The following is a 26,523-nucleotide window of genomic DNA, read 5'->3' as shown; positions in this document are numbered from 1 at the left end:
CAGACAAGAAGAGGACCGGCGCAAGCCGGCCCTCTTCCAGAGCATCAAAGATGGTTAGTTTGCCGCTTCGAATTCACGCAGAAGCGTGTTGCCGCGCGTTACAGCGCTGTCGAGTGCCTGCTGAGCGTCTTTCTTGCCAGCGAGAAGCGACTGGAATTCTTCATCCACGATGGTCCGGACCTGGGTGAAGTTTCCAAAGCGCACGCCCTTTGAATTGGCGCTTGGCGTGCCACGTGTGATCTGCTCAATCGCGATGTCGGAACCCGGATTCTTTGTATAATAGCCCTGGGTCTTGCCGAGTTCATAGGCAGCATTGGTAATTGGCAGGTAACCGGTGGCCTGGTGCCATTCGGCCTGCACTTCAGGCTTGGAGAGGTAGCTGAAGAACTTGGCGACGCCCTTATAGGTGGCCTTGTCCTTACCGTTCAGCACCCAGAGAGTTGCACCGCCGATGATCGAGTTTTTCGGCTCCTTGATCACATCATCATAATATGGAAGCGGGGCAAAACCGGGTGTGAAGGTTTTGGCGTTTGCGATGACGCCCGCACGGCCAGCGGACGAATTCATCGTCATGGCGCATTCCTGCGCGTAGAACATGGTGGCAGCCTGGTCACCGCCTACAGGGCCGCCGTACTTGAAGAGGCCTTCATCCTGCCACTTCTTGAGGTTGGACCAATGTTTGACCTGAACCGGGCCATTGAACTTGAACTCAGCATTAAAGCCACCGAAGCCGTTTTCCTGCGTGCCGAAAGGCTGATCATGCAGGGCCGACAGGTTTTCCGTCTGTACCCAGGTGATCCAGGCCGATGTGAAGCCGCACTTTGCAGCGCCAGATGTGACGATCTTCTTGGAAAACTCCTCGACTTCTTTCCATGTCTTTGGAGCTACTTCAGGGTCAAGGCCAGCCTTCTTAAAGACGTCCTTGTTGTAATACATGATAGGTGTGGAAGAGTTGAAAGGCAGCGACAGGATGTTGCCGCTGGTATCGGAATAATATCCAACAACCGGCGCCAGGAACGACTTGGTGTCGAACGTTTCACCTTCGTCTGCCATCAGCTTGTAGACAGGATATACCGCGCCCTTGGCGGCCATCATAGTGCCGGTGCCAACTTCAAACACCTGAACGATGGCTGGCTGCTGCTTTGCACGGAAAGCGGCGATCGCAGCGGTCAGGGTTTCCGGGTAGCTGCCCTTGTAGACGGGCACGACCTTATATTCGCTCTGCGTCTCGTTGAAATTCTTTGCGATGGCTTCGAGCTTTTGGCCCAGCTCGCCGCCCATGGCGTGCCACCAGGTTACTTCGGTCGCGGCAAGCGAAGACGACGCAGACAGAGCGACAGCCAAAGCCGCCATGGAAACATTCTTGAACATGATAATATCCTCTACCGCCCTTGATGGGTGAGGATGCGAATAGGCTCGTTCCGTGACGGGGTTTTTACAGTTTCATTGCAGATTTATAACAGGCTGAATCGATTAGACCGGGCGATATCGGCTTTTTGCAACCTTAAAAGGCATCGATGAAATGTCTGGGCAGGCGGCGCGGGATGACGGCGATGATGTCGAAGCGCAGGGAGAGTCTGGCGGCGTCCCGGCGGCGGGAGAGCCAGAGGTCTGCGGCGGCGCGGATGCGGTTTTGCGAGGTGTGGCTGACGGCATTGACCGCGCCGGTTTCCGTTGCGCGCGCCTTGACCTCGACGAAAGCCACCACATCCCTTTTGCGGGCGATGAGATCTATTTCTCCCAAGGGTGTGCGGTGGCGCAGCCCCAGAATGCGGTAACCCTTGAGCATGAGATAGGCGGCGGCCCAATATTCCGCCGCATGGCCTCGCCTTTCGGCGAGGCGCTTCCTGTCACGCCGTCCCTCAGCCGCCATCGCTGCTCTTCATATCCAGAATGCGCTGGTAAAGCTCCTTGCGCGGAAGGCCGGTGAGCTTCGAGGCTTCTGCCGCCGCCTTGGCTGCGGGCATGGTCGAGACGAGGTCTTTCAGCAGCTTTTCCACATCTTCCATATCGGGGATTTCGTCATAGGACGGCGGCTCGATGAGCAGCACGATCTCGCCCTTGACGATGCGGTCTTCGTTGTAAAACTCGGTGAGTTCACCGAGTGTGCCACGGCGGAATTCCTCGAAGGTCTTGGTCAGTTCGCGGCAGACGACGGCGCGGCGGTTAGGCCCTAAGACTTCCGAGGCGACCTTGACGGTGGCGCTGATGCGGTGCGGCGATTCAAAGAAGATCATCGTCGCCGGTATCTTTGCGAGTTCGGAAAAACGGTCGCGTTTGCCCTTATCCTTGACCGGCAAAAAGCCCGCAAACATGAAGGCATCGCTCGGCATTCCAGACCCGACAAGGGCGGCAAGCGGTGCGGACGGGCCGGGAATGGGCACGACGCGGTGTCCGGCCTCCAGCGCCATCTGGCCAAGCCTGTAGCCGGGATCGGAGACGAGCGGAGTGCCTGCATCCGAGACCAGAGCCACGGATTTGCCAGCATCGAGCGCGGCGATGAGCTTCGGGCCCGCCTCTTCGGCATTGTGTTCGTGATAGGAATAGGGCCGGTTGCGGATGCCGTAACGATCCAGCAGAATGCGGGTGACGCGGGTATCCTCGCAGGCGAGAACATCCGATGAGGCCAGTGTTTCCAATGCGCGCACGGTGATATCGCCGAGATTGCCGATGGGTGTCGCGACAAGATAGAGGGCAGCTTCGATGGGGCGTGCAGGCACGGTGAAGCCGCCGACCTTGAAGCTGCGCCCGGTGCCCTCTGCCTCATCCGTGGTGTGGTCGCCCAAAGCGTCGTCTGTCACTGCATCATTCCCGTTCTGTCTCGATTGCCTGCCTTTATGGGCAAGACGGACCGCGTGAACAAGGCCGATCTTGGTTAAGGCACCGCTCAAGCCAATGTATAGCGGGGAAAATGCGGAAATGACGCGCTGTGGCCCCTTGCATTTTCTACGATAACTCTGCCATTTTGCCCGTCCACATTATCCGGCCCAAGCCGGAGACACTATCTTGGCGATCCCTCCCTTCAGGATCGCATCGGTTGAAAGCGGGCATGTCCATGCGTATTACTCTCGAGCGGTCGAACCTTCTGAAATCGCTGAACCACGTTCACCGTGTGGTGGAACGGCGCAACACGATCCCTATTCTGTCCAACGTATTGCTGCGCGCTTCAGACGCCAAGCTGGACATGAAGGCGACCGACCTTGATCTGGAAATTACCGAAGCGACACCAGCCATGGTCGAGCAGGCCGGTTCCACCACCGTGCCCGCACACCTGCTCTATGAAATCGTGCGCAAGCTGCCCGATGGCTCCGAAGTTCTGCTGGCGACGAACCCAGACGGTTCGACCATGACGGTTGCCTCCGGTCGCTCGAAATTCTCGCTGCAATGCCTTCCCGAGACGGATTTCCCGGACCTGACGGCAGGAACGTTCAGCCACAGCTTCAAGCTGAAGGCATCGGACCTGAAGATGCTGATCGACCGCACGCAGTTTGCGATTTCCACCGAGGAAACCCGCTACTACCTCAACGGCATTTTCTTCCACACGATCGAAAGCGGCAGCGACCTGAAGCTGCGCGCTGTTGCCACAGATGGTCACCGTCTGGCCCGCGCCGACGTGAATGCGCCATCGGGTTCCGAGGGCATGCCGGGCATCATCATTCCGCGCAAGACGGTTGGCGAGTTGCAGAAGCTGGTCGACAATCCCGAGCTGGAAGTCACCGTCGAGGTTTCCGACGCTAAGATCCGCATGACGATCGGCGATATCGTGCTGACCTCCAAGCTGATCGACGGCACCTTCCCGGATTACCAGCGCGTCATTCCGACCGGCAACGACAAGGAAATGCGCGTCGATTGCCAGACCTTTGCCAAGGCCGTGGACCGCGTTTCGACCATTTCTTCCGAGCGCGGCCGCGCCGTAAAGCTCGCCATTGCCGACGGGCAGCTGACGCTCACCGTCAACAACCCGGACTCGGGCAGCGCGACGGAAGAAGTCGCTGTCGGCTATGAGCATGACGGCATGGAAATCGGCTTCAACGCCAAGTATCTGCTTGATATCACCGCCCAGCTTTCCGGCGAAGACGCCATCTTCCTTCTGGCCGATGCCGGATCTCCGACGCTGGTGCGCGACACCGCAGGCGATGACGCTCTCTACGTGCTGATGCCGATGCGCGTATAGCGGCTGAGAGAGATGACTGAATGACGAAATGCCGGTGGTGCCCTCACCGGCATTTTTGTTTGCGGAATTTTTATAGTTTGTTAAGATTTTCCAGTTGCGACATTTTTCATTGGCTTTACGACAGAACGAGACAACATATCGCCATAGTTTCAACAAATGTTGTGTTGACGTGAACAGAGGGGACGCGGATGGGATTGAGCCTTAAAGAACGCTTCGGCAGAAAATTCGAAGAGGAAATCCGTTTCTTCAAGGGCATGGTGAACCAGCCCAAGAAGGTGGGTGCCATCGTTCCGACATCGGGCGTCACGTCCCGCCGCATGGCAAGCGTCATCAACCCGCATTCCGGCCTGCCCGTGCTGGAACTCGGACCGGGCACCGGCTGTATCACCAAGGCCATTCTCGGCCGCGGCGTAAAGCCCGAGGCCATCACGGCCATCGAATATTCGACCGACTTCTATCAGCAGCTTCTGCGCAGCTATCCCGGTGTCAATTTCATCAATGGCGACGCTTTCGATCTGGACAAGACGCTGGGCGACCAGAAGGACCAGATGTTCGACTGCGTGATTTCTGCCGTGCCAATGCTGAACTTCCCCATGGCCGCGCGCATTCAGCTGCTCGACGATCTCTTGAAACGCATTCCCAAGGGTCGTCCGGTGGTGCAGATTTCCTACGGCCCGGTCTCGCCCATCGTGGCGCAGCCGCACCTCTACCACATCCGCCATTTCGACTTCGTGGTGCGCAACATTCCACCAGCGCAGCTGTGGACCTATACCCGCGCCTGAGTTAGGCTTGCGGGCATGTTTGCGCTCTATATCACCCATCCACAGGTCAGAATTGAAGCGAATGTGTCCGTTCCCGAATGGCAATTGTCCGACATAGGACTGGAGCGGGCGCGCAGGGCAAGCCTGACGCCCTGGGCGAAATCGCTGCGTCGCATCGTTTCCAGCAGCGAGGCAAAGGCGCACGATACCGCAAAGATCATTGCGCGCGGCGCCGGCATACAGCCGGAAACCGCTGACGGGATGCATGAGAACGACCGCAGCGCCACGGGCTTTCTGCCACCGGAACAGTTCGAGCGGGCCGCCGACTGGTTCTTTGCCCACCCCATGGCAAGCTACAAGGGTTGGGAGACGGCGGTGGACGCGCAGGCGCGTGTCGTTGCTGCCGTCGAGGCTGTTCTCAGCCGCCACGATCCAGCAGCCCCGATTGCCTTTGTCGGCCATGGCGCGGTGGGCACCTTGCTGAAATGCCACCTGTCGCGCGAGATCATTACGCGGCGGGAAGACCAGCCTGCGGGCGGCGGCAATCTCTTCTGTTTTTCCCTTGCGGACAGGCGGCTCACATGCGACTGGACAGCGATGGAAACATGGCAGGGAATGACGCAATGACCGCACGCGAGCGCCTGATTGTCGGGCTGGACCTACCGACGGTAAAACAGGCCGAAAGCATCGTCACCGCATTGGGAGATGAGGTCATCTTCTACAAGATCGGCCATCAGCTGGCCTTTGCGGGCGGGCTGGAATTCGCGCGCGAGCTGGCCGCAAGCGGCAAGAAGATCTTCCTCGACATGAAGCTTCTGGATATCGACAACACCGTTGCCTCGGGCGTCGAAAACATCGTCAAAATGGGCATGACCATGCTCACCCTCCATGCCTATCCAAAAGCAATGCGCGCTGCCGTCAAGGCAGCCGAGGGCTCAGGCCTGACGCTTCTGGGCGTGACCGTGCTGACATCCATGGACGATGCCGATCTGGCTGAAGCAGGATATGCGGGCGATGCCCGTTCGCTGGTGCTGAAGCGCGCCGAACAGGCGCGACAGGCCGGCATGGGCGGCATCGTCTGTTCCGCCGAGGAATCGGCTGCCGTGCGAGAGATCGTCGGACCGGACATGGCGGTGGTCACACCCGGCATTCGCCCCGCAGGTGCCGATGCCGGTGACCAGAAGCGGGTTATGACACCCTTTGACGCCATCAAGGCGGGTTCCAGCCATCTCGTGGTCGGTCGCCCCATCGTCAAGGCAGTCGATCCAGCCGCAGCCGCCCGCGCTATCCTTGCCGAAATGGCCGACGCCATGGGCCAGACCCGTTCTTGAAGCGCTTCCCTGATCTGAGGGAAGCCCCGTAACAGGAGACCACCATCATGGCCAAAGGCTATTGGATTGCCAATGTCGATGTGCGCGACGCCGAGCGTTACAAGGACTACATCTCCACCGCCAAGCCCGCTTTCGAGCTCTTCGGCGCCAACTTCCTGGCGCGCGGCGGTGCTGTGACCCAGCTTGAAGGCAAGGGCCGCGCCCGCAATGTGGTCATCGAGTTTCCTTCGATGCAACATGCGCTGGATTGCTACAATAGCGAGGAATACCAGCAGGCGCTGAAAATACGTCAGGAAGTGGCGGACGCTGAACTGATGATCATGGACGGCGTTTGATAAGCGTCAAGCATCGCTTCATTCTGGTCAAAAGCGTATACTGTTCTCTCTTCCCGTTGCTTCGGCTTTGAGCTAAGAGACGGAAACGCTATATTCAACGCTTCGCAGGAGCCTCCCATGCCTTTGGCCAACCTTCCCCCTCTCGTGACCGTATTCGGTGGCTCGGGCTTTGTCGGGCGGCATGTGGTGCGCACTCTGGCAAAGCGCGGTTACCGCATTCGCGTCGCCGTTCGCCGCCCTGATCTGGCCGGTTTTCTGCAGCCGCTGGGCAATGTCGGGCAGATTTCCTTTGCCCAGGCAAACCTGCGATACAAGGAGTCCATCGCCAAGGCCGTTGCAGGCGCAGACCATGTGGTAAACTGCGTTGGCATTCTGTTTGAAAGCGGTCGCAACACCTTCGATTCCGTACAGGAATTCGGTGCACGCGCCGTGGCGGAAGCCGCCAAGAATGCTGGCGCGACATTGACCCATATTTCCGCCATCGGTGCCGATGCGCAGTCTTCCGTCGGCTATGCCCGCACCAAGGGCCGCGCCGAAGCCGCCATTCGCTCCCTTCTGCCTGAGGCCGTCATCCTGCGTCCTTCCATCATCTTCGGACCGGAAGACGACTTCTTCAACAAGTTTGCCGGAATGGCCCAGAAGATGCCGTTCCTGCCGCTAATTGGCGGTGGACGCACGAAGTTCCAGCCCGTCTATGTCGAAGACGTGGCCGAGATGGTTGCAAAGAGCGTTGATGGCGCCCTCAAGCCCGGCGCGACATATGAGCTGGGCGGACAGGACGTCATGACCTTCCGTGACTGTCTCGAGGCCGTTCTGGCTGCGACCTACCGCCAGCGTCCTTTGGTAAACGTGCCCTTTGGCATTGCTTCGCTGCTCGGCACGATTGCTTCCATGGTCCCGCTGATTTCGCCGCCATTGACGGCTGACCAGGTGACGATGCTCAAGACCGACAACGTGGTTTCGGGCGATGCTGAAAAAGCAGGCCTGACGCTCGAAGGCGTTGGCATAACGCCGGTTCGTGTCGCGTCTGTTCTGCCATCCTACATGGTGAGCTACCGCACGAACGGCCAGTTCAGCAATGCAGGCAAGGCCGCCTGATTCTATTACGCAGAGCGAATGGCGTGACGCTTTGGGGTCATCGGGCTCGACTGGGCCTGATAGCGATCTTTGCGTCTTTCGTGCGCTTCACGTCCAAAGGCCGGGTTATGTTCGAACGATCCGGCTTTCTGCCGTAAAAATTTCATAAAATTAGATTGCAACCATTTCCGCAGTCGTGAGTTTAGCTCGCGACTGCCAGCGGCCTTGCCCGCTGATCAATTCCAATGTGGGGGCACATCATGAAAATCGCATTTCGTCGTGGTCAGCGTGGCACAAGCGCAACTGTGGACAAGAGTTCGCATTAACCCGGTGTTCAGCAAGCTGATTTATTGATAGACGCCACATCCTACACACATCCCGAACCTAAAAATCATAGCGCAACGGCTTGGACCGTTTGGTTAATCGTCTGAAAGGCAAGTATAAAATGGGCAGGTCTATCGCACTCTTTTTTGCGTGTGCGGCTTTGGTTGTTCTGGCAGGTTCTTTCATGGCACCGGGTACAGTCGCGGCTGGTAAAACCGGTTGTTCGCCAGCCTATGGCGTGGATCCATGCGCTACGAGTTCGATCTCGGCAAACTGATCGCCTCAAGCAACGCGCTTGATCCGGATCTTTCCAAGAAGCGCCATCGATCCCACGACGGCGCTTTTTTCATGGCTCAAGCAGCCATTCGACAGGAAACTGCAACGGCAAATGGATTGTCGTTAAACTGGTCTTAAAAAAGCTGAACTTATAGTTTCTGCACAAGACGCAGTTCTTGCCTTCTGGCGATCTCGAAAAATCAATCACCAGAGCGTTTCCGCTTTCTTCGAAACGCGAAAATGTTCTCGATCCATGTTTCATGCGATTCCAAGTGCAAAGCGTTCTTCATCTTGCCGGGATTGCTCAATCGAAAATTTGAGTACCGATGCCAACTCTGTTTCATTCCCCCATGTCGACCGCTTCCCGATTCGTTCGGCTCATCCTGTCGGAATACGGTTTCCAGGCGGATCTGGTCGAGGAGCAGCCTTGGGAAAAGCGGCGCGAGTTTCTTGCCCTCAACCCTGCGGGAACGTTGCCTGTCTATCTTGACGACAATATGCGTTCGCTCTGCGGTCCCTATGTGCTGGCCGAGTTTCTGGACGAGACCCATGGCGTGCTGAAGCGTGACCGCCGTCTTCTGGCGGAAGACCCGTTTCAACGGGCCGAAATCCGCCGCCTGACGGAGTGGTTTCTGCAGAAGATGGAAACGGATGTGACACGACCGCTGGTGCGGGAGCGGGCGTACAAGCTGCAAATGTCCACGGCACAGGGTGGTGGCCCGCCAGACAGCAAGCTTTTGCGCACGGCCCGCTCCAATGTGCACCAGCACATGAAATATCTGGAATGGCTTGCGGGTTCGCGCACATGGCTTGCCGGTGACCGCCTGAGCTATGCGGACCTTGCCGCTGCTGCCTCGGTTTCCATTCTCGACTATCTCGGCGAGATCAAGTGGCTGGAAGCACCCATTGCCAAGGAATGGTACCAGCGCGTCAAATCGCGCCCCTCCTTCCGCCCGCTTCTGGCCGAGCGCGTGCCACGGCTTGCGCCCTCCTCGCACTACGCGGACCTCGATTTTTAGCTCTGACATCTGCGCGTGCTATATAATGGCGTGACGATGTGGCGGAGTGCTGCATCCGGCGCAGGAGATGAGCCATCGACACGGCAACGGACAAGCGAAAGGCACGTGCCCGAAAGCTGACGGATTTTATCCGGGCAGAGGCGAGTGCGCTTGGCTTCGACCTCTGTCGTGTGACCTCGGCCGATGCCATTCCTCAAGCGCCTGCAAGGCTGCGCGAATTCATCGATCAGGGCTATCACGGCACGATGGGCTGGATGGAAGAGACCGAGGAGCGCCGGGCAAGCCCGAAAACGCTGTGGAGCGACGTGCGATCCGTGGTGATGTTCGGGCTGAATTACGGGCCGGAGGAAGACCCGCGCGGCCTGCTTGCGCAGCCGGACAAGGCGGCCATATCCGTCTATGCCCGCAACCGCGATTATCATGACGTCATTAAGGGCCGCCTGAAGGAAATCGCCACCCGCTTTGGTGCGCGCGCCGGCGAAGACGTCAAGGTTTTCGTGGATACCGCACCCGTCATGGAAAAACCGCTGGCGCAGGCAGCGGGTCTGGGCTGGCAGGGCAAGCATACCAATCTGGTGAGCCGCAGCCACGGCTCCTGGCTGTTTCTGGGCAGCATGTTCACCACCGCAGAACTCTGTCTGGACGAAGCGGAGCGCGACCATTGCGGCTCGTGCCGCGCCTGTCTGGACGCCTGTCCGACCGATGCCTTTCCCGCACCCTACAAGCTGGATGCGCGGCGCTGCATTTCCTATCTGACCATAGAGCACAAGGGGCCGATCCCGCCTGAATTCAGGCCGCTGATCGGCAACCGCATATATGGCTGCGACGACTGTCTTGCGGCCTGCCCGTGGAACAAGTTTGCCGCTTCCGCATCAGAAATGAAACTGCAGGCGCGAGACGATCTGAAAGAGCCTGAAATCGCCTTTCTGCTGACGCTCGACGATGCGCAATTCCGCTCTTTCTTCAGCGGATCCCCCATCAAGCGCATTGGTCGCAACCGCTTCATCCGCAACGTTCTGATTGCCGCGGGAAACTCCGGCAACGCCGATTTCATCGCGCAATGTCAATTACTTAACCAGGACGAAGCGCCCGAGGTGCGCGGTATGGCGGTGTGGGCGCTGTCAAGATTGATGGACAGGGACGGCTTCAATGCCTACGCTTCGTCGCGCATGACCGAAGACGATTCGGACGTGCTGGAAGAATGGCGCATGGCAGGAGAGTAAATGTCGCATCTGATGATTTTTGGCGCCGGATATTCCGGAAAGGCCATCGCCAGAGCGCTTCGAGGCAAGATGGAGCAGGTTTCCGGGACAACCCGGGGAGAAGGCAATGTTTCCACGCTGCTATGCCAGGCCATCGCACCTTTCATTTTCGATGGGGGAGCCCTAAGCGAGGACCTGCGCAGCGAATTGCGCGGTGTGACGCATCTGGTGCAGTCCATTGCGCCCGGCGCTCCCGGCGATCCGCTGCTGCGGCTTTGCAATGGCGACCTCAAGAGCCTGATGCCACAGCTGGCGTGGACGGCCTATCTTTCCACCGTCGGTGTTTATGGCAACCATGATGGCGAATGGGTGAGCGAAGACACGCCGTGTCGCCCGGTTTCGGTCCGCTCGACAGAGCGCGTGGCGGCGGAAGAGGCCTGGGCGGAAGCGGCACGGCAGGCGGATGTTCCGCTTGCGATCCTGCGGCTTTCCGGCATTTACGGCCCCGGACGCAACGGCTTCGTCAATCTCGAAAAGGGCACGGCGCGACGGCTGGTCAAGAAGGATCAGGTCTTCAACCGCATCCGCGTGGAGGATATCGGCGCAGCAACGGCCTTCCTCATCGAGGCGCATGAGGGCGGCATCTTCAACATCACCGACGACGAACCGGCACCGCCGCAGGACGTGATTGCCTTTGCCGCGGGGCTGATGGGTGTGGAGCCTCCGGAAGAGCAGGATTTCGAGACGGCTGAGCTGAGCGCCATGGCACGATCCTTCTATGGCGAGAACAAACGCGTCTCCAACGCCAAGCTGCGCGCCCTCGGCTTTAATTTTTCCTACCCGAATTACAGGGTTTCGCTGCGCCAATTGTGGGATGACGGCGTCTGGCGAGATGAATAAACGTTCATCTTCGAGGCGATGAAAAATCCTTCCAAAGGCGTTTTAGCGGAAGGTTTTATTCTTAATTTAGCCATTTAACCTTTCGTTAATGCGCAAATTTGGCTAAAATTTTCGGACTTTGGAAAAATATTTCACCACCAATTTGTGATCCGAATCCATTCCGGCATCGTCAGCAATGGGATTCCTGTTTACCCTTGATTCTACATGAATTTTTTCTCAATGGATCGAAGGCTATCTAAATTCTCGACCGCGGATTTTCATCACGAATGTTACAGTCTGTAATACTTCGTGATTGGCACTTGGCCATTTTTTGCCATTTTTCCCTCGCCCTACACTCACCTCAGTTCAATTCGCCTAAGTTCATCGGCGCGGGGCCGAGTATCAGGGAAGCACAGTTTGACGAATATCCGACGCATGACTTTTGCGGCTGCAACTATAGCCGTCTGTTCCATCATCGTTCCACTTGAAGCCCGCGCCGGAACCGGCTGCGGCGGCGCATCCTGGTATGCGCTGACTTCCAAGACAGCTTCGGGCGAACGGATGAATCCTTCCAACCTGACCGCTGCGCATCGTTCGCTGCGCTTCGGCACCAAGGTCAAGGTGACCAATGCCCGAAACGGCAAGGCCGTCGTGGTGCGTATCAACGACCGTGGCCCGTTCATCAAGGGACGCGTTCTCGATCTCTCCAAGGCAGCTGCCAAGAATATCGGCATGGTCAGCTCCGGCACGGCCAAGGTCTGCTACGAGATTCTGGCGGCCAACTGATCGCCGGCGGCGATCGGGCGTTTTTTAGGGAATGATCAGTGAAGGCTTGCCCTCGCCAGCATTCGCGTCTACCAACCCGGGCACAGTGTTTGTGAGGTAGAATATGCGTTTGGGTGGGCGTTTGGCCGGGGCTATGGAAGTGTTGGCGGATATAGAGGCGCGCAGGCGTCCTGTCGCTGACGCACTCAAGGACTGGGGACTGGCACATCGATTCGCCGGTTCCGGCGACAGGGCCGCCATCGGCAACATCGTTTACGATGCCCTGCGCATGAAACTCTCCCACGCATGGCTGATGGATGACGACAGCCCAACCGCTCTTGGATATGCGGTGATGCTGCGCCAATGGGGCAAATCCGCCGAACAGCTGGCATCAGAATTCGAAGACGACAAATTCGCGCCCGCACCGATTTCCCAGGACATGCTGACCGCCTTCGCATCGCGCGCGCTTTCCGATGCGCCGGCTCATGTGCAGGGCGATATTCCCGACTGGATAGAGACCTCCTTCAAAGCCGCATTCGGCGACGACTGGCTTCGCCAGGCAAAGGCGCTGAACGAGCGCCCGACGCTCGACCTTCGCGCCAATACGCTGAAAGCATCAAGAACCAAGGTCATCAAGGCTTTGGAAGATGCAAGCGCGGAAGCCACACGCATCGCCCGACAGGGCGTGCGGATCGCAGCCGGTGAAGGCCCCTCGCGTCTGCCCAACGTAACCGCCGAGCTTTCCTTCCAGAAGGGCTGGTTCGAGGTTCAGGACGAGGGATCGCAGATCGTTGCAGATCTCGCGGGCGCGCAGGAAGGCGAACAGATTCTCGATTACTGCGCAGGCGGTGGCGGCAAGACGCTGGCCATGGCCGCGACCATGAACAATAAGGGGCAGGTTCACGCGTTCGATGCCGACCGCAAGCGGTTGGCACCCATCATCGAGCGGCTGAAGCGCGCCGGTACCCGCAATGTGCAGGTGCATGACCGGGCCGAAGGACTGGAACGCTATATCGGCAAGTTCGATCGCGTTCTCGTCGACGCGCCCTGCACCGGCACCGGCACATGGCGCCGCCGCCCTGACACGAAATGGCGGCTGACGCAGCGCAATCTGGAAGAACGTGTCGAGCAGCAGGCCCAGGCGCTGGAGCAGGCCAAGTCCTTCGTGCGCGCAGGCGGTGAGTTGATCTATGTGACCTGTTCGGTTCTGCCGGATGAAAACGAGCGACAGGTTCGCCGGTTCTGCGCGGAAAACAGCGAATTTTCGATACGGCCTGCCTTGCCGCGCTGGACCGAGACATTTGGGGCGGACGCCATCAAGCCGCATTCGGCAGATGGCGAGACGCTGACTCTGACCCCCGCGACGACGGATACGGATGGCTTCTTCTTCTGCGCCATGAAGCGAAACGCCTGACAAAATTCCGGCAAACGCCCGAAGGAATTGAGGAAGGACAAGTTTCCAGCCGCTGGTTGGAAAGCTTCTAAACTAGAATGTTTGACACAAGTTTGTGATTGGTTCAGAACTCGCCTTCACGGCCTCGCGACGAGAGGACCGACAGGAGAGATCATGTTCCGCAAATCACTTACTGGCGCAACGCTTGCGCTTCTGGCCACGTCTGTGACCTTTACCGCCCTGCCCGTGCGTGCTGCAACCGATCCGGCGGCAGTGGTCAAGCACTATGCGGAGCTTGGCCATGCGAAATATCAGGATGCGCTGACCACGGCGCAGGCGCTGGACAAGGCGATCGATGCGCTGATTGCCAAACCAAGCGACGAAACGCTTAAGGCCGCCCGGCAGGCATGGATCAAGGCCCGCGTGCCCTACCAGCAGACGGAAGTCTATCGCTTCGGCAACCCTATCGTCGATGAGTGGGAAGGCAAGGTCAATGCATGGCCGCTGGACGAGGGCCTGATCGACTATGTCGACGGCGCCTATGGGACCGAGAGCGACGAGAACGAGCTCTATACCGCCAACATCATCGCCAACAAGAAGATCACGATCAGCGGCGAAGAGGTCGATGCCTCCAAGATCACGCCGGAATTGATCCAGAGCCTTGCCGAGGCCGGTGAAGTTGAAGCTAACGTCACGACGGGCTACCACGCAATCGAGTTTCTGCTGTGGGGCCAGGATTTGAACGGCACCGGCCCGGGCGCCGGAAACCGTCCCTACACCGATTACGACACCAAGAATTGCACCGGCGGCAATTGCGACCGCCGCGCCGATTACCTGAAAGCGGCCTCGACGCTTCTGGTTGCCGACCTGACCGAAATGGTGGCCAACTGGGCACCGGATGGCGAAGCTGCAAAGACGGTGGAAGCCGACCCCAAAAAGGGCCTGACCGCCATTCTGACCGGCATGGGTTCGCTGTCCTATGGAGAGCTGGCGGGCGAGCGCATGAAGCTTGGTCTTCTGCTGCACGATCCCGAGGAAGAGCATGATTGCTTCTCCGACAACACCTATAACTCCCACCTCAATGACGCGATTGGCATCGCCGCAGCCTATACGGGCGAATACAAGACCGTTGATGGCAAGACGCTGACCGGACCTTCGCTCTCCGACCTCGTTGCCGCCAGCGACAAGGCGCTGGATACGGAAATGAAGGCGAAGCTGAACAAGACGCTGGATGCAATGCACGCGATGGAAAAGCGCGGCCAGACGGTGGAAGCCTATGACCAGATGATCGCCGAGGGCAACAAGGACGGCAATGCCACCGTGCAGGCGGCGATTGACGGACTGCTGGACCAGACCAAGACGGTCGAGCGCGTGATTGCCGCTCTCGACCTCGGCAAGATCGAGCTGGAAGGCTCTGAAAGCCTCGACAGCCCGGACAAGGTCTTCAAGTAAGACCATGAAATGCAGGCCGCATGGATGACATGCGGCCTGCCTGCAGCTGCCAGACCATTTGCAGGCGGATCATTTTGCGAAGAACGCGGTTTGTCTCCTTCCGTCATCCCGGCCTTGAGCCGAGATTGAGCAGCGCCATGTCTGCGGCGCAAAGGCGTTCTTTTGCCGTGCAGACGCAATGTCTCCGGGTCGAGAAGCAAGGCGGGGCTGACATCAAAGCCGCACTTTCGGTAGCGTTTCATGGTCTGCCTTCATGATACGCCTGCGGCCACGCCATCTCATCTATCCCCTGCTGATTGTAGCTTTGGGCGCCGCGGCGCAAGCCGAGACCGCAGCCCGCCGTGACCTCTCCGGCAGCGACCACAGCCGTGTGCGGCAGGTGACGCGCCCGACCACCGATTTTACCAGGGCGGAAACCTTCGAAGCCATGTCTGCGGGCGCTGCGACGACGACCGTTTTGCGAGACCCTTTTTCTCAAGCTTCCGCCAATATGCCGCTTGAGCGCGGACAGGACTTCAAGCTCGGCAACGCGCTGTTTCAGAAATTATGGGTTTCATCGCCCTCCTCCACCCAGGCATCCGATGGGCTTGGGCCGCTTTACAATGCGCGCTCCTGTCAGAGCTGTCATATCAAGGACGGTCGCGGGCGGCCGCCCGAGGGTGGCGAAGATGCCGTTTCCATGGTCCTGCGCCTCGCCCGTCCCGCGCGGACCCCGGAGGAAATCAAGGCGACAGGCGAGCATGGTGTCGTCAATTTCCCGGATGCGACCTATGGTCGGCAGCTTCAGAACCTTGCCGTGCCCGGCCTCAAGGCAGAGGGGCGGCTGGCTGTCACCTATGCCGAGCAGACGGTGACGCTGGCTGATGGCGAAACCGTCTCGCTGCGCAAGCCAGGCTATGCCATCGCCGATCCGGCCGATGGTCCGACCGGCGTGGACACCACACTGTCCGGTCGCATCGCCCAGCCAACGCTGGGTCTGGGGCTGATAAAAGCGATTGCCGAGGAGGATATTCTCGAAATCGCGGACCGGCAGAGCGCAGCGAATGATGGCATATCCGGCAAACCCGCCTGGGTGCGCGACCATCTGACCGGCGCGCTTGTGCTTGGCCGGTTTGGATGGAAGGCGCAGAACGGAAGCGTTCGCGACCAGGCGGCAGATGCGTTTTCCAACGATATCGGCATTTCCACGCCAGACGCGCCGAATGCTTATGGCGACTGCACAAAGGCTGAGAGCGACTGTCTTTCCCTGCCCAGTGGTGTGCAAAAGCGGCTGGGCGATGTGGAAGCCCCCTCCCCCGTTCTCGATCTCGTGACCTTCTACACCGAAAATCTGGCAGTGCCGGCACGGCGCAATGTGGACGGCGCAGAGGTGCTGCGTGGCAAGCAACGATTTTACGAGGCGGGATGCGCTTCCTGCCATGTGCCGAAATTCGTCACCAGACGCGATGCGAAGGATGCGCTGCATTCCTTCCAGCTGATCTGGCCCTATTCCGATTTTCTGCTTCACGACATGGGCGAGGGATTGGCAGATGGCCAACAGGTTGGCGAAGCGACAGGTCGCGAGTGGCGGACCCAGCCGCTGTGGGGACTTGGCCTGACGCAAGCGGTCAACGGAAACGGTTTTTACCTGCATGACGGGCGCGCCCGCAGCCTGACAGAGGCCATTCTTTGGCATGGCGGCGAGGCGCAAGGCGCGCGCGACGCCTTTGCTGCCTTGCAAAAGTCTGACAGGCAGGCTTTGCTCAGCTTTCTCTCTTCTCTTTAATGGAAAATGCGATGCGAAAATTTCACGGCCTTCTGACGCTCGCCTTTCTTTGCAGCTTCGGCACGGCACTGGCGCAGGATGTTGAACTGATGCCGCCACCGCCGCTTGACCCGGCAAAGGTGCGCACCGTCATGGAAAAGGCGGTCGATGGCTTCATCCGCCCCGGCTATGATGCTTTTCGCGACAGCGGCACGGCGCTTGAGGGCAAGATGGCAGCGCTTTGCGCCACACCGTCTGCCGACACGATGGCTGCGGCCAAAGCGGGCTTTGCGGATGCGGCGGAGGCCTGGGCCCGGATCGAGATTGTCCGCGTCGGTCCTGTTATCGAGCAGAACCGCTTTGAGCGCGTGCTCTATTACCCCGACAGGAAGGGGCTGGGCCTCAGACAGGTGCAGCGATATCTTTCCGAGCGCGACGAAAGCGTGACCACGCCCGCCGGCCTGCAGGCAAAAAGCGTCGCCGCACAGGGCTTTGGTGCGCTGGAATATGTGCTTTACGGCAAGGACGCCGATGACCTCTTGAGCACAAAAGACGGTTTTCGCTGCCGCTATGGCGCGGCGATTGCGGGCAACATAGCCAAAATCGGCACCGAGCTTTCCGATGCGTGGGACGCGCCGGATGGGACCGCCCGGCACTGGAAGGAACCGGGGCCGGACAACCCGGTGTTTCGCGATGAGCGGGAGGCATTGGTGGGTCTTTTGGGCATACTGGTGCACGCAGCCGAGGCCATTCGCGACCAGCGCATCGAGACTTTCTACAAGGGGCCGGACAATGCGAAATTTCCGCGCACCGCGATCTTCTGGCGCTCTGGCCTGACCTGGAAAAGCATCGCCGACAATATTGCCGCCGTCCAGACGCTGATGAGCAAGGCCGGGATGAGCGATCTTCTGCCGCCTGACCAGAGATCGATCACCGGCTCGATCGACTTCATCGCCAAATCCATGGTCCGCGTGGCCGGTAACATCGACCCCGACATTGAAAAGGCATTGGCCGACGATGCTCAACGCGGCAAGGTCGATTATCTGCTGCTGAATGGCAAGGACCTGATCTATCGCATCAACGACCAGTATGGCGGCGCAATCGGCCTGAGTTCCGGCTTCTCCTTCTCGGATGGGGATTGACCCCATGGCCAACGACAAGCGGCTGCTGATCGACCGGCGCGCCTTCATCAAGGCGGCGGGTCTGCCGTTTCTGGCATCGCTTGCGCCGCGGTCTCTTCACGCGCTTGAGCGCACGGACGCCGTCTTCGCCTCGGCCTTTCGCGACCGCAATGGCGCTTACGGCGTAGCAACGGTCAGCGAAGCGGGCGAGATCATCGACCGGCTGGTTTTGCCCGCACGCGCCCATGGCATGGCAACCAGCCATGCAACGGGTGTGACGGTTGCCTTTGCGCGAAGGCCCGGCACGTTTTTCATGGCTTTCGACCCGGCCAGACGCCGGGAACCAATCGTGATGCATACGCCGCCCAACCGGCATTTCTACGGTCACGGCCAGTTTTCGCCCGATGGTACCATTCTCTATGCCAGCGAGAATGATTTCGACAAAAACCGTGGCGTGATCGGCCTTTATGACGCCCGCGACGGTTTTCGACGCATTGGCGAACACGACGCCTGTGGCATCGGCACGCATGACATGACGGTGAGCGAAGATGGACGGATGCTCATCATCGCCAATGGCGGCATTCAGACCCATCCGGATTTCGGGCGCACGAAGCTCAATATCGACGCCATGGAGCCCTCGCTTGTGCTTCTGGATGCGGCGACGGGACGACTGATCCAGAAGCACGGACTTGGAGGACCGCTTGCGCAGCTCTCTACCCGGCACGTGGATCTGGGCCGTGACGGGCGCATCTGGTTTGCCTGCCAGTACGAAGGTCCGCGCAACGATCTGCCTGCGCTTGTCGGGTATTTCTGCAAGGGTGACGACCTGCATTTCCTTGATCTGCCACCGGAAACAACGGCGCGGCTCGCCAATTATGTGGGGGCGATTGCGGTGAACCGCCGCGACGGCATCGTCGGGCTGACATCTCCCAACGGCAATGCAAGCGTGACGCTGGATGAAAAAACCGGCCGGATATTGAGCGAGGCTGCACTGCGCGAAGCAGCCGGCGTGGCACCTGCGGCCCATGGAATCGTCGCCTCCTCCTATGACGGACATTTTGGTTCAAGGGCAAGCGATGTGGCCTGGGACCAGCATATTGTCAGGCTTGCAGGATGAATTGCTGAAATAACGCTGGAACGAATAGCGTTTCCGTGCATTTCATGGCGCATGAAAAAAGCGCTGGTCTACCTCATTTTCATACTCGTCGTTGTGACGACAGGTGCGCTGATTGGCATGAACAACGTGCCTGGCGAATGGTATCAATCGCTCAACAAGCCCTTCTTCAACCCGCCCAACTGGATTTTCGGTCCGGTATGGACAGCGCTCTACATCATGATTGCGGTGGCAGGCGCACGCACATGGCTGCAAAGCCGCATGGGCGGGCGGATGCAGCTGTGGGGCAGCCAGATGCTGCTGAACTTCATGTGGTCGCCGATTTTCTTTACCATGGAGAGCCCGGTAGGCGCGCTCATTCTCATCGTGCCCATGCTGATCTGCGTTGTCGCCTTCATCATCATGACCGCAACGCGCGACAGGATTTCCATGTGGCTGTTCGTGCCCTATGCGGCATGGGTCGGCTTTGCCACACTTCTCAACGCCAGCATCGTTTATCTGAATTAACTGCAACGTGCCCTTGCGTTCGCGGCCACCTCGCGCCATGTCTTTTTAAAAGCGGAAAGGCAGGGGAATGGAATTTACCGATTCCGGCGACTATCGTCAGCGGATAGAAAAAAGCTTCAAGCGCCAGGGCGTCGTGCAGGCCATCAAGGCGAATCTTTCGCGCATCGAACATCGGCTGGTGGAAATCGAACTGCCGTTCCACCCCAAGCTGACGCAGCAGCATGGCATTCTCCACGCAGGCGTCATCGCCGCGGCGCTGGACACGGCCTGCACCTATGCCGCCTACACGATTATCGCCCCTGAAAGCTCGTTGCTGACCATTGAATTCAAGGTCAATCTCATGTCGCCCGGTCGGGGAGATCGTTTTCTGTTTCGCGGCGAAATCACCAAGCCCGGCAGCAACATCATCGTGGCAGACGGTCGCGCCTATGCGCTGACGGACGGCCCTGCCAAGCTGATCGCCTCGATGACGGGCACGATGATGGTGATGAAAGACCGCGAGGGCTTCGAAGAGTGAGCTACGAGATCCTGGAGATTGCGGGCAAGCGCCTGCTATTCGTCATGGCTGCGGATGCGGAATATGGCCCGCAGCTCAAGGCCCGTTTTAAGCCCCTGATGACAGGCGTGGGGCCCGTGGAAGCGGCGGTTTCGCTGACCGCGACGCTCGCCACTCTCGACAGCGCGAACCGGCTGCCCCACCTCGTCGTTTCGCTCGGATCCGCCGGATCGCGGGTGCTGGAGCAGGCAGAGGTCTATCAGGCCACGTCCGTTTCCTACCGGGATATGGACGCATCCGCCTTTGGCTTTGAAAAGGGCTGCACGCCGTTTTTGGATCTTCCGGCCGAAATTCCTTTGACGCTGAGCATTCCCGGCGTGGCAAAAGCGCGGCTTTCCACCGGCGCCAATGTTGTCTCGGGCTCAGGCTATGACCATGTGGATGCCGACATGGTGGAGATGGAGACTTTCGCCATCCTGCGGGCGTGCCAGCGGTTCGGTGTGCCGATGATCGGACTGCGGGGCATCTCCGACGGCAAGGCCGAGGTCAGCCACATATCCGACTGGACCGCTTATCTGCATGTGATCGACCAGAAACTGGCGCAAGCGGTTGACAGCTTGTGCGCTGCGATACAAGAGGGTGAGATTGCTCTGTAAAGCTTGCGCAACCGCTTATGTTCTGGCTTTTCAGGCCAACTCCCGGGTTGCGTTGAGGCCCGGATTTCTTTAAAGGCTCGCCATGACCCAGATAGCCCATCCCGACAGCATCCTCATCATAGATTTCGGCAGCCAGGTGACGCAGCTTATTGCGCGCCGTGTGCGCGAAGCCGGAGTCTATTGCGAAATCCACCCCTTCCAGAATGCGGCGGAAGCCTTCGAGAAACTTCAGCCGAAGGGCGTGATCTTCTCCGGCGGCCCGGCATCGGTAACCGCTGAAGGCAGCCCGCGCGCTCCACAGGCGGTGTTCGATTCCGGCATTCCGATCCTTGGCATCTGTTACGGGCAGCAGACACTGTGCACGCAGCTCGGCGGCACTGTCGAAGGCGGACATGCGGCAGAATTCGGTCGCGCCGATATCGAGATCAAGAAGGCAAGCCCGCTGTTCGACGGATTCTGGGATGTCGGTGGACGTTACCCGGTCTGGATGAGCCATGGCGACCGCGTGACGCAATTGCCGGCAGGTTTCGAAGTGGCCGCGACATCCGAAAACGCACCCTTCGCCATCGCCGTCAATGAAGAGCGCCGCTACTACACCACCATGTTCCACCCGGAAGTGATGCACACGCCTGATGGCGCAAAGCTTCTGTCCAACTTCGTGCACAAGATCGTCGGCCTGAAATCCGATTGGACCATGGCGGCCTACCGCGCCGAGATGATCCGCAAGATTCGTGAGCAGGTTGGAACCGAGCGGGTGATCTGCGGCCTGTCTGGCGGCGTCGATTCCTCCGTCGCAGCGGTGCTGATCCATGAAGCGGTTGGCGATCAGCTGACATGTATCTACGTCGATCACGGCCTGATGCGCCAGGCCGAGAGCGAGCAGGTCGTCGGCATGTTCCGCGATCATTACAATATTCCGCTGGTGCATGTGGATGCCTCCGACCTGTTCCTGACGGAACTGGCAGGCGTTTCCGACCCGGAAGTGAAGCGCAAGACCATCGGCCGCCTGTTCATCGAGACCTTCGAGGCGGAAGCTGCCAAGATCGCCTCTGACGGCAAGGGCGCTCCAGCGTTTCTGGCGCAGGGCACGCTGTACCCCGACGTTATCGAGAGCGTATCCTTCTCCGGCGGCCCATCGGTCACCATCAAGAGCCACCACAATGTCGGCGGTCTGCCAGAGCGCATGAACATGAAGCTGGTCGAGCCGCTTCGCGAATTGTTCAAGGACGAGGTCCGTGCACTTGGCCGTGAACTCGGCCTTCCCGAGAGCTTCATCGGCCGCCACCCCTTCCCGGGTCCGGGTCTTGCCATTCGCTGCCCCGGCGTCGTGACCCGCGAAAAGCTCGACATTCTGCGCAAGGCCGATGCGATCTATCTCGATGAAATCCGTAAAGCCGGTCTCTACGACACCATCTGGCAAGCCTTTGCCGTGCTGTTGCCGGTACAGACCGTGGGCGTCATGGGCGACTACCGCACCTATGACTTCGTCTGCGCGCTGCGCGCCGTGACCTCGGTGGACGGCATGACGGCGGATTTCTACCCCTATGACATGAACTTCCTGGGACGCGCGGCAACCCGCATCATCAACGAAGTCAAGGGCATCAACCGCGTCGTCTACGACGTGACGAGCAAGCCGCCCGGCACGATCGAGTGGGAATAAGTCCAATCGGGCTTGAACGACACAAACCGGGCTCCGTCGAAAGACGGGCCCGGTTTTTCTTTGCGGCATTGATATAAGCTTTAAATCGGCTATCTTACTTCCGTCTTACCCAAGGTGGATATGATGCCGCAGCCGGAAAAACTGACCACCACTGTCTCCACCAAAGGACAGGTCATTCTCCCCAAAACCATACGCCAGCATCGCGACTGGCGGGCTGGAACGCGTTTGACGGTCGAGGAAACCGCTGACGGCGTCCTGCTGAAGCGCGCTCCCGCCTTTGCACCGACGACATCGGAAGACGTGTTCGGAATGCTACCGTTCAGGGGAAAGCCAAAGACGTTGGAAGAAATGGATGAGGCCATATTGGCTGAAGCGCACAGACATCATGATCGCGATTGATACCAACGTCGTTGTCCGCTACCTGACGGGGGATCACCCTGAGCAGTCTGTCCTTGCCCGCACCATCGTTGATGGACAGTTGGTGTTTGTGGCCGTGACAGTGGCACTGGAAACCGAATGGGTTTTGCGAAGCGCCTATGGATTTAGCCGCATACAAGCGGTTGGCGCACTCCGCGCGTTTTGCGGGCTACCGACCGTCAGCGTCGAGGACGCAGACTGCATCGCAGAGGCGCTGGACTTAACAGAAAAATCGATGGATTTTGGCGATGCTCTGCATCTTGTCAGAACTGCTCACTACGAGAGATTTGTCACGTTTGATCGCAAGTTCATAAGGGCCGCTCAGGCGGCAGGCATTAAGCACGTCGTCGAGGCCTGAAGCGCTCTGGCGTGTAAGCACAGGCGGAATCCGCCTCATGCCAAGGCGAGGCCATCATGCCTCGCCAGCGTCGATATCAGACTTAGAGCTGTACCTTGTCGAAAGCCTTGCGGTCGATGCCCAGAGCGTCAAGGTCAGCACCAGCTGGCTTGCGATGTGCACGAACAGCAGCGGAAACGGCAAGAGCTGCGCCGAAAACGGCAAAGGTTTCGCCGATGAAGTTACGGGATGTCTTGGCAACGTTACGCATGTGCGTTTCTCCTTTGTGTTGCTTAGAATATGAGCATTCCCGGGCAATTCTACAACTCATGATACAGCAAGCGAGCCATGCAGGTTAGCTCGAACTCATTCAGATGACAGACCATGCAAATTTGCATAGCTAAGGGGCTGTTTGAATTCCGGCCAGAGTTTGCTATTCCGGTGGTCTTCCATCAGGGGCTGGTTCATGACGATCACTATCTACGGCATCAAGAATTGCGACACGATGAAGAAGGCTCGCACATGGCTGGAGGCCGAGGGCATCGATTATCAGTTTCATGATTACAAGACAGCCGGTATCGATGACGGGCATCTGAACGCATGGTGCGATGCAGCAGGCTGGGAGACCGTGCTGAACCGGGCCGGGACGACCTTCAAGAAACTCGAAGATGAGCAGAAGACGAATCTCGACCGCGACAAGGCGATTGCGCTGATGCTGGCACAACCATCGATGATCAAGCGGCCGGTGCTGGAGGCGAAGGGCAAGATCACCGTCGGGTTCAGGCCGGAAACCTATGCGGCCCTGTTTCGCTGAGATCTGCCATGTCGAAGACCACCCGCGCGACACAGATGCTCAGCAAGGTCGGTATCGTCTTTACCGCCGTGACCTATGAGTACGATCCGAACGCCGACCGCATCGGCCTGCAGGCGGCGCAAGCCATTGGCGCCGAGCCGCATCTGGTTTTAAAAACGCTCATGGCCGAGGTGGATGGCAAGGCGGTTTGCGTGGTCGTACCATCCGACCGCGAGGTGAGCATGAAGAAACTGGCGGCGGCCTTTGGCGGCAAGTCTGCGCAAATGATGAAACCGGCAGATGCCGAACGCGCAACCGGTTATCACGTCGGCGGCATAAGCCCCTTCGGCCAGAAGAAGCAGGTGCCGACAGCCATCGAGATACAGTCTCTCAGCCATGACGAAGTTTACATGAATGGCGGCCAGCGGGGACTGCAGGTGCGGCTTTCGCCTAGGGATGCGCAGGTCGTTCTGAAAGCCGTCGCCGCTCCCCTGGTTGCCGAATAGCACAAAGACGGTTGGCTTTCGCGACGAATGGGCTATGTTTTGCGCCTCGCAATGAAGACATGTGAAGGCGCATCATGACAGTTTCTCCCATCGATCCCGTCAAACTCGAAAAGCTGGCCGAAGTCGCCGTCAAGGTCGGGCTGCAATTGCAGAAGGATCAGGATCTGGTCATCACGGCGCCGCTTGCCGCGCTGCCGCTGGTGCGTTTCCTGACCAAGCACGCCTATATGGCAGGCGGCGGTCTGGTCACCACCTTCTATTCCGACGAGGAAACGACGCTTGCCCGATACAGGCACGCAAGCGACGCGAATTTCGACCGGGCATCCGGCTGGCTCTATGAAGGCATGGCGAAGGCCTATGCCAATGGTGCCGCGCGGCTTGCCATTTCCGGCGACAACCCCATGCTGCTGGCCAATGAGGACGCTTCTAAGGTTGCCCGCGCCAACAAGGCCAATTCCACGGCCTACAAACCGGCGCTGGAGAAGATTTCCAACTTCGACATCAACTGGAACATCATTTCCTATCCGAACCCTTCCTGGGCGAAGCAGGTGTTCCCCGGCATTCCCGAGGACGAAGCGGTCAGGAAGCTGGCGGATGCGATCTTTGCGGCGTCGCGCGTCGATGTCGCCGACCCCGTGGCGGCATGGGCTGAGCACAATGCCAATCTTGCCAAGCGTTCCTCCTGGCTGAACGGCGAGCGTTTCGCCGCGCTGCATTTCACCGGCCCCGGCACGGATGTGACGATTGGTCTTGCGGACAATCACGAATGGCATGGCGGCGCATCCGCAGCCAAGAATGGCGTGACCTGCAACCCGAATATTCCGACCGAGGAAGTCTTTACCACGCCGCACGCGCTGCGGGTGGATGGCTATGTTTCCAGCACCAAGCCGCTGTCGCATCAGGGTACGTTGATCGACGACATCAGGGTAACGTTCGAGGCAGGCCGCATCGTGGAAGCCAAGGCATCCAAGGGTGAGGCCGTGCTGAACAAGGTTCTGGACACGGATGAAGGCGCACGACGCCTCGGCGAAGTGGCACTGGTGCCGCATTCCTCGCCGATCTCTGCCAGCGGCATTCTGTTTTACAACACGCTGTTCGATGAAAATGCATCCTGCCACATCGCGTTGGGACAGTGCTATTCCAAGTGCTTTATCGATGGCGCGACGTTGACGCAGGACCAGATCAAGGCGCAGGGCGGCAATTCCAGCCTGATTCACATCGACTGGATGATCGGCTCCGACAAGGTCGATATTGACGGTGTCAGAGCCGATGGTTCGAAGGTGCCTGTGATGCGCAAGGGCGAATGGGCCTGATGAAAGCTATTTCGGCGCCTGGCTCTTCTGGCTGAGCCAGACGCTTGATAGCACCATGACAAAACCGGCAATCTGCGCTGGCGAGAGGTTTTGACCCAGCGCCAGCCAGCCGAGGAGCGTTGCCGTGACCGGGCTGAGGAAGCCGAGCGAGGCCGCAACCGAGGGCTCTATGCGGGCCAGACCGCGAAACCACAAGAGATAGGTCAAGGCAGCACCAAACAGGCCGAGATAGGCAAGTCCGAGCAGGTTTACAGAGGTAAGGGGCGGCAAGGCAGGCTCGAAAAACAGGGCGACCGGCACAAGCATCAATCCACCGGCTGCCAGCTGCCACGCCGTGAAGGTAAGGCTTGAGACCGGCGGCTGCCATTTGCGCGCTAGAACCGTGCCAAAGGCCATGGAGACTGCACCGGCGAAAGCCGCCGCAACGCCCACCGGGTCGAGCGCGGCCTGCGGCGTCATCACCAGAAACGCTACACCCACGATACCGACGACACCGGCCAAGACCGTGAGCGCGCGGATGGGCCGCCCGAGATAAATGCGCGACAGCCCGATCACGATCAAGGGCTGCACCGCGCCCACGGTCGCCGCCACACCACCCGGCAGGCGATATGCGGCAACAAACAGCATCACCCAGAAGAAGGCGAAGTTGAGCGCCGCAAGGATGAAGGTGCGACCCCACCAGATGCCTGTTGGCAGCTGGCGCACGAGAAGCAGCAGCAGCAAGCCCGCTGGCAAGGCCCTGAGCATGGCGACATGCATGGGATAACCCTGCGGCAGAAACTGCGTCGTGACATAATAGGTGCTGCCCCAGACGGCTGGGGCAAGCCCGGTCATGGCGACGTCGGCAAGGTAATTTAGGTTTTTCTTCATT

30 protein-coding genes are annotated in these 26,523 nt (G+C 59.1%); 25 read left to right on the top strand and 5 right to left on the bottom strand.

The features are described from left to right. Window positions 1-54 precede the first annotated feature (54 nt). From ugpB to rsmI, 3 genes are all read right to left on the bottom strand, one after another. Entirely contained in the window at window positions 55-1,371 is a 1,317-nt protein-coding gene (gene ugpB / locus QRN85_RS23175; RefSeq protein ID WP_062587660.1) for a sn-glycerol-3-phosphate ABC transporter substrate-binding protein UgpB, read from the bottom strand. Window positions 1,372-1,504: 133 nt separating this feature from the next. After that, the gene (locus tag QRN85_RS23170; protein ID WP_284760282.1) at window positions 1,505-1,873 is read right to left on the bottom strand and encodes a YraN family protein; all 369 of its coding nucleotides are present in this window, start codon (window positions 1,871-1,873) and stop codon (window positions 1,505-1,507) included. Then, window positions 1,863-2,786 (bottom strand): 16S rRNA (cytidine(1402)-2'-O)-methyltransferase, encoded by a 924-nt coding sequence (rsmI, locus tag QRN85_RS23165; RefSeq protein ID WP_502870830.1) that lies wholly within the window; start codon window positions 2,784-2,786, stop codon window positions 1,863-1,865. Before rsmI ends, QRN85_RS23170 begins: the two co-directional genes overlap by 11 nt. A gap of 269 nt (window positions 2,787-3,055) precedes the next feature. Between rsmI and dnaN the strand changes: the two genes are divergently transcribed. The 22 genes from dnaN (at window position 3,056) to QRN85_RS23055 (ending at window position 23,061) form a co-directional block, all read left to right on the top strand. Further along, on the top strand, window positions 3,056-4,174 hold the full coding sequence (gene dnaN, locus QRN85_RS23160; RefSeq protein ID WP_062587753.1) for a DNA polymerase III subunit beta: 1,119 nt from the start codon (window positions 3,056-3,058) through the stop codon (window positions 4,172-4,174). A 188-nt stretch (window positions 4,175-4,362) separates the two neighbouring features. Continuing rightward, window positions 4,363-4,956 carry a phospholipid N-methyltransferase PmtA gene (gene pmtA / locus QRN85_RS23155; RefSeq protein ID WP_112963391.1) on the top strand — a complete coding sequence of 198 codons (594 nt, stop codon included), beginning with the start codon at window positions 4,363-4,365 and terminating at the stop codon, window positions 4,954-4,956. Between the two features lie 15 nt (window positions 4,957-4,971). Then, window positions 4,972-5,562: a histidine phosphatase family protein gene (locus QRN85_RS23150; protein ID WP_284760279.1), complete on the top strand. Its 591-nt coding sequence runs from the start codon at window positions 4,972-4,974 to the stop codon at window positions 5,560-5,562. Beyond that, on the top strand, window positions 5,559-6,266 hold the full coding sequence (pyrF, locus tag QRN85_RS23145) for an orotidine-5'-phosphate decarboxylase (RefSeq protein ID WP_113098426.1): 708 nt from the start codon (window positions 5,559-5,561) through the stop codon (window positions 6,264-6,266). Before QRN85_RS23150 ends, pyrF begins: the two co-directional genes overlap by 4 nt. A 47-nt stretch (window positions 6,267-6,313) precedes the next feature. Next, a complete protein-coding gene (locus tag QRN85_RS23140; RefSeq protein WP_284760278.1) occupies window positions 6,314-6,601 on the top strand; it encodes a DUF1330 domain-containing protein in 288 nt (95 codons plus the stop codon). A 117-nt stretch (window positions 6,602-6,718) separates the two neighbouring features. Beyond that, window positions 6,719-7,699: a complex I NDUFA9 subunit family protein gene (locus QRN85_RS23135; protein WP_113170346.1), complete on the top strand. Its 981-nt coding sequence runs from the start codon at window positions 6,719-6,721 to the stop codon at window positions 7,697-7,699. Window positions 7,700-8,248: 549 nt separating this feature from the next. Further along, window positions 8,249-8,416: a hypothetical protein gene (locus QRN85_RS23130; protein WP_162726630.1), complete on the top strand. Its 168-nt coding sequence runs from the start codon at window positions 8,249-8,251 to the stop codon at window positions 8,414-8,416. Between the two features lie 188 nt (window positions 8,417-8,604). After that, window positions 8,605-9,297, top strand: a complete 693-nt coding sequence (locus tag QRN85_RS23125) for a glutathione S-transferase family protein (RefSeq protein WP_112963386.1) — start codon at window positions 8,605-8,607, stop codon at window positions 9,295-9,297. 74 nt (window positions 9,298-9,371) lie between these two features. Continuing rightward, window positions 9,372-10,520: a tRNA epoxyqueuosine(34) reductase QueG gene (gene queG / locus QRN85_RS23120; protein ID WP_284760310.1), complete on the top strand. Its 1,149-nt coding sequence runs from the start codon at window positions 9,372-9,374 to the stop codon at window positions 10,518-10,520. Continuing rightward, window positions 10,521-11,399 carry an NAD-dependent epimerase/dehydratase family protein gene (locus QRN85_RS23115; RefSeq protein ID WP_284760277.1) on the top strand — a complete coding sequence of 293 codons (879 nt, stop codon included), beginning with the start codon at window positions 10,521-10,523 and terminating at the stop codon, window positions 11,397-11,399. It abuts the gene before it with no gap. A gap of 396 nt (window positions 11,400-11,795) precedes the next feature. Beyond that, window positions 11,796-12,164, top strand: coding sequence for a septal ring lytic transglycosylase RlpA family protein (locus QRN85_RS23110; protein WP_284760276.1), 369 nt, complete (start codon window positions 11,796-11,798; stop codon window positions 12,162-12,164). Window positions 12,165-12,267: 103 nt separating this feature from the next. Beyond that, window positions 12,268-13,557: an RsmB/NOP family class I SAM-dependent RNA methyltransferase gene (locus QRN85_RS23105; protein WP_284760275.1), complete on the top strand. Its 1,290-nt coding sequence runs from the start codon at window positions 12,268-12,270 to the stop codon at window positions 13,555-13,557. A 153-nt stretch (window positions 13,558-13,710) separates the two neighbouring features. Continuing rightward, window positions 13,711-14,988 (top strand): imelysin family protein, encoded by a 1,278-nt coding sequence (locus QRN85_RS23100; protein WP_284760273.1) that lies wholly within the window; start codon window positions 13,711-13,713, stop codon window positions 14,986-14,988. Window positions 14,989-15,241: 253 nt separating this feature from the next. Further along, entirely contained in the window at window positions 15,242-16,753 is a 1,512-nt protein-coding gene (locus QRN85_RS23095) for a di-heme oxidoreductase family protein (protein WP_284760271.1), read from the top strand. Then, window positions 16,753-17,874, top strand: a complete 1,122-nt coding sequence (locus QRN85_RS23090) for an imelysin family protein (protein ID WP_284760270.1) — start codon at window positions 16,753-16,755, stop codon at window positions 17,872-17,874. Before QRN85_RS23095 ends, QRN85_RS23090 begins: the two co-directional genes overlap by 1 nt. Window positions 17,875-17,878: 4 nt before the next feature. Then, window positions 17,879-18,970, top strand: a complete 1,092-nt coding sequence (locus QRN85_RS23085; RefSeq protein ID WP_284760269.1) for a DUF1513 domain-containing protein — start codon at window positions 17,879-17,881, stop codon at window positions 18,968-18,970. 51 nt (window positions 18,971-19,021) lie between these two features. Then, window positions 19,022-19,474, top strand: coding sequence for a TspO/MBR family protein (locus tag QRN85_RS23080; RefSeq protein WP_112963379.1), 453 nt, complete (start codon window positions 19,022-19,024; stop codon window positions 19,472-19,474). 67 nt (window positions 19,475-19,541) lie between these two features. Then, window positions 19,542-19,991 (top strand): PaaI family thioesterase, encoded by a 450-nt coding sequence (locus QRN85_RS23075; RefSeq protein ID WP_284760268.1) that lies wholly within the window; start codon window positions 19,542-19,544, stop codon window positions 19,989-19,991. Between the two features lie 44 nt (window positions 19,992-20,035). Continuing rightward, window positions 20,036-20,626, top strand: coding sequence for a 5'-methylthioadenosine/S-adenosylhomocysteine nucleosidase (locus QRN85_RS23070; protein ID WP_502870829.1), 591 nt, complete (start codon window positions 20,036-20,038; stop codon window positions 20,624-20,626). 82 nt (window positions 20,627-20,708) lie between these two features. After that, window positions 20,709-22,286, top strand: coding sequence for a glutamine-hydrolyzing GMP synthase (guaA, locus tag QRN85_RS23065; RefSeq protein ID WP_062587622.1), 1,578 nt, complete (start codon window positions 20,709-20,711; stop codon window positions 22,284-22,286). 123 nt (window positions 22,287-22,409) lie between these two features. Then, entirely contained in the window at window positions 22,410-22,685 is a 276-nt protein-coding gene (locus QRN85_RS23060) for an AbrB/MazE/SpoVT family DNA-binding domain-containing protein (protein ID WP_284760266.1), read from the top strand. Continuing rightward, on the top strand, window positions 22,672-23,061 hold the full coding sequence (locus QRN85_RS23055; RefSeq protein ID WP_113092104.1) for a type II toxin-antitoxin system VapC family toxin: 390 nt from the start codon (window positions 22,672-22,674) through the stop codon (window positions 23,059-23,061). The genes QRN85_RS23060 and QRN85_RS23055 overlap by 14 nt, the downstream gene beginning before the upstream one ends. An 82-nt stretch (window positions 23,062-23,143) precedes the next feature. On the opposite strand, the gene QRN85_RS23050 is transcribed toward QRN85_RS23055, so the two are convergent. Beyond that, window positions 23,144-23,311 (bottom strand): hypothetical protein, encoded by a 168-nt coding sequence (locus QRN85_RS23050; protein ID WP_162928006.1) that lies wholly within the window; start codon window positions 23,309-23,311, stop codon window positions 23,144-23,146. A 195-nt stretch (window positions 23,312-23,506) separates the two neighbouring features. Between QRN85_RS23050 and QRN85_RS23045 the strand changes: the two genes are divergently transcribed. The 3 genes from QRN85_RS23045 (at window position 23,507) to QRN85_RS23035 (ending at window position 25,652) form a co-directional block, all read left to right on the top strand. Next, window positions 23,507-23,854, top strand: coding sequence for an ArsC family reductase (locus QRN85_RS23045; RefSeq protein WP_284760265.1), 348 nt, complete (start codon window positions 23,507-23,509; stop codon window positions 23,852-23,854). Window positions 23,855-23,862: 8 nt separating this feature from the next. Then, a complete protein-coding gene (gene ybaK, locus QRN85_RS23040; protein WP_284760263.1) occupies window positions 23,863-24,339 on the top strand; it encodes a Cys-tRNA(Pro) deacylase in 477 nt (158 codons plus the stop codon). Between the two features lie 74 nt (window positions 24,340-24,413). Next, window positions 24,414-25,652 carry an aminopeptidase gene (locus tag QRN85_RS23035; protein ID WP_284760262.1) on the top strand — a complete coding sequence of 413 codons (1,239 nt, stop codon included), beginning with the start codon at window positions 24,414-24,416 and terminating at the stop codon, window positions 25,650-25,652. A gap of 6 nt (window positions 25,653-25,658) precedes the next feature. Here QRN85_RS23035 and QRN85_RS23030 read toward each other — a convergent pair whose 3' ends face one another. Continuing rightward, window positions 25,659-26,522: an EamA family transporter gene (locus QRN85_RS23030; protein WP_284760261.1), complete on the bottom strand. Its 864-nt coding sequence runs from the start codon at window positions 26,520-26,522 to the stop codon at window positions 25,659-25,661. Between the last annotated feature and the right edge of the window lies 1 nt (window position 26,523).

The organism is Agrobacterium sp. fls2-241-TYG-188a, assembly GCF_030209845.1.
Note: the sequence above shows the minus strand (reverse complement) of the source record. Positions and strands in the feature narration are given on the sequence as shown.

Excerpts from the sequence above, each read along its gene's own strand:
- QRN85_RS23085 (WP_284760269.1), top strand. The coding sequence starts at position 17,879 with ATGGCCAACGACAAGCGGCTGCTGATCGACCGGCGCGCCTTCATCAAG.
- dnaN (WP_062587753.1), top strand. The coding sequence starts at position 3,056 with ATGCGTATTACTCTCGAGCGGTCGAACCTTCTGAAATCGCTGAACCAC.
- QRN85_RS23035 (WP_284760262.1), top strand. The coding sequence starts at position 24,414 with ATGACAGTTTCTCCCATCGATCCCGTCAAACTCGAAAAGCTGGCCGAA.
- ugpB (WP_062587660.1), bottom strand. The coding sequence starts at position 1,371 with ATGTTCAAGAATGTTTCCATGGCGGCTTTGGCTGTCGCTCTGTCTGCG.
- QRN85_RS23045 (WP_284760265.1), top strand. The coding sequence starts at position 23,507 with ATGACGATCACTATCTACGGCATCAAGAATTGCGACACGATGAAGAAG.
- QRN85_RS23090 (WP_284760270.1), top strand. The coding sequence starts at position 16,753 with ATGGAAAATGCGATGCGAAAATTTCACGGCCTTCTGACGCTCGCCTTT.
- QRN85_RS23150 (WP_284760279.1), top strand. The coding sequence starts at position 4,972 with ATGTTTGCGCTCTATATCACCCATCCACAGGTCAGAATTGAAGCGAAT.
- ybaK (WP_284760263.1), top strand. The coding sequence starts at position 23,863 with ATGTCGAAGACCACCCGCGCGACACAGATGCTCAGCAAGGTCGGTATC.
- QRN85_RS23095 (WP_284760271.1), top strand. The coding sequence starts at position 15,242 with ATGATACGCCTGCGGCCACGCCATCTCATCTATCCCCTGCTGATTGTA.
- QRN85_RS23100 (WP_284760273.1), top strand. The coding sequence starts at position 13,711 with ATGTTCCGCAAATCACTTACTGGCGCAACGCTTGCGCTTCTGGCCACG.
- QRN85_RS23060 (WP_284760266.1), top strand. The coding sequence starts at position 22,410 with ATGCCGCAGCCGGAAAAACTGACCACCACTGTCTCCACCAAAGGACAG.
- QRN85_RS23070 (WP_502870829.1), top strand. The coding sequence starts at position 20,036 with ATGGCTGCGGATGCGGAATATGGCCCGCAGCTCAAGGCCCGTTTTAAG.
- QRN85_RS23125 (WP_112963386.1), top strand. The coding sequence starts at position 8,605 with ATGCCAACTCTGTTTCATTCCCCCATGTCGACCGCTTCCCGATTCGTT.
- pyrF (WP_113098426.1), top strand. The coding sequence starts at position 5,559 with ATGACCGCACGCGAGCGCCTGATTGTCGGGCTGGACCTACCGACGGTA.
- QRN85_RS23140 (WP_284760278.1), top strand. The coding sequence starts at position 6,314 with ATGGCCAAAGGCTATTGGATTGCCAATGTCGATGTGCGCGACGCCGAG.
- QRN85_RS23135 (WP_113170346.1), top strand. The coding sequence starts at position 6,719 with ATGCCTTTGGCCAACCTTCCCCCTCTCGTGACCGTATTCGGTGGCTCG.
- QRN85_RS23170 (WP_284760282.1), bottom strand. The coding sequence starts at position 1,873 with ATGGCGGCTGAGGGACGGCGTGACAGGAAGCGCCTCGCCGAAAGGCGA.
- QRN85_RS23105 (WP_284760275.1), top strand. The coding sequence starts at position 12,268 with ATGCGTTTGGGTGGGCGTTTGGCCGGGGCTATGGAAGTGTTGGCGGAT.
- pmtA (WP_112963391.1), top strand. The coding sequence starts at position 4,363 with ATGGGATTGAGCCTTAAAGAACGCTTCGGCAGAAAATTCGAAGAGGAA.
- QRN85_RS23030 (WP_284760261.1), bottom strand. The coding sequence starts at position 26,522 with ATGAAGAAAAACCTAAATTACCTTGCCGACGTCGCCATGACCGGGCTT.
- QRN85_RS23130 (WP_162726630.1), top strand. The coding sequence starts at position 8,249 with ATGCGCTACGAGTTCGATCTCGGCAAACTGATCGCCTCAAGCAACGCG.
- QRN85_RS23055 (WP_113092104.1), top strand. The coding sequence starts at position 22,672 with ATGATCGCGATTGATACCAACGTCGTTGTCCGCTACCTGACGGGGGAT.
- QRN85_RS23080 (WP_112963379.1), top strand. The coding sequence starts at position 19,022 with ATGAAAAAAGCGCTGGTCTACCTCATTTTCATACTCGTCGTTGTGACG.
- guaA (WP_062587622.1), top strand. The coding sequence starts at position 20,709 with ATGACCCAGATAGCCCATCCCGACAGCATCCTCATCATAGATTTCGGC.
- QRN85_RS23075 (WP_284760268.1), top strand. The coding sequence starts at position 19,542 with ATGGAATTTACCGATTCCGGCGACTATCGTCAGCGGATAGAAAAAAGC.
- QRN85_RS23050 (WP_162928006.1), bottom strand. The coding sequence starts at position 23,311 with ATGCGTAACGTTGCCAAGACATCCCGTAACTTCATCGGCGAAACCTTT.
- QRN85_RS23115 (WP_284760277.1), top strand. The coding sequence starts at position 10,521 with ATGTCGCATCTGATGATTTTTGGCGCCGGATATTCCGGAAAGGCCATC.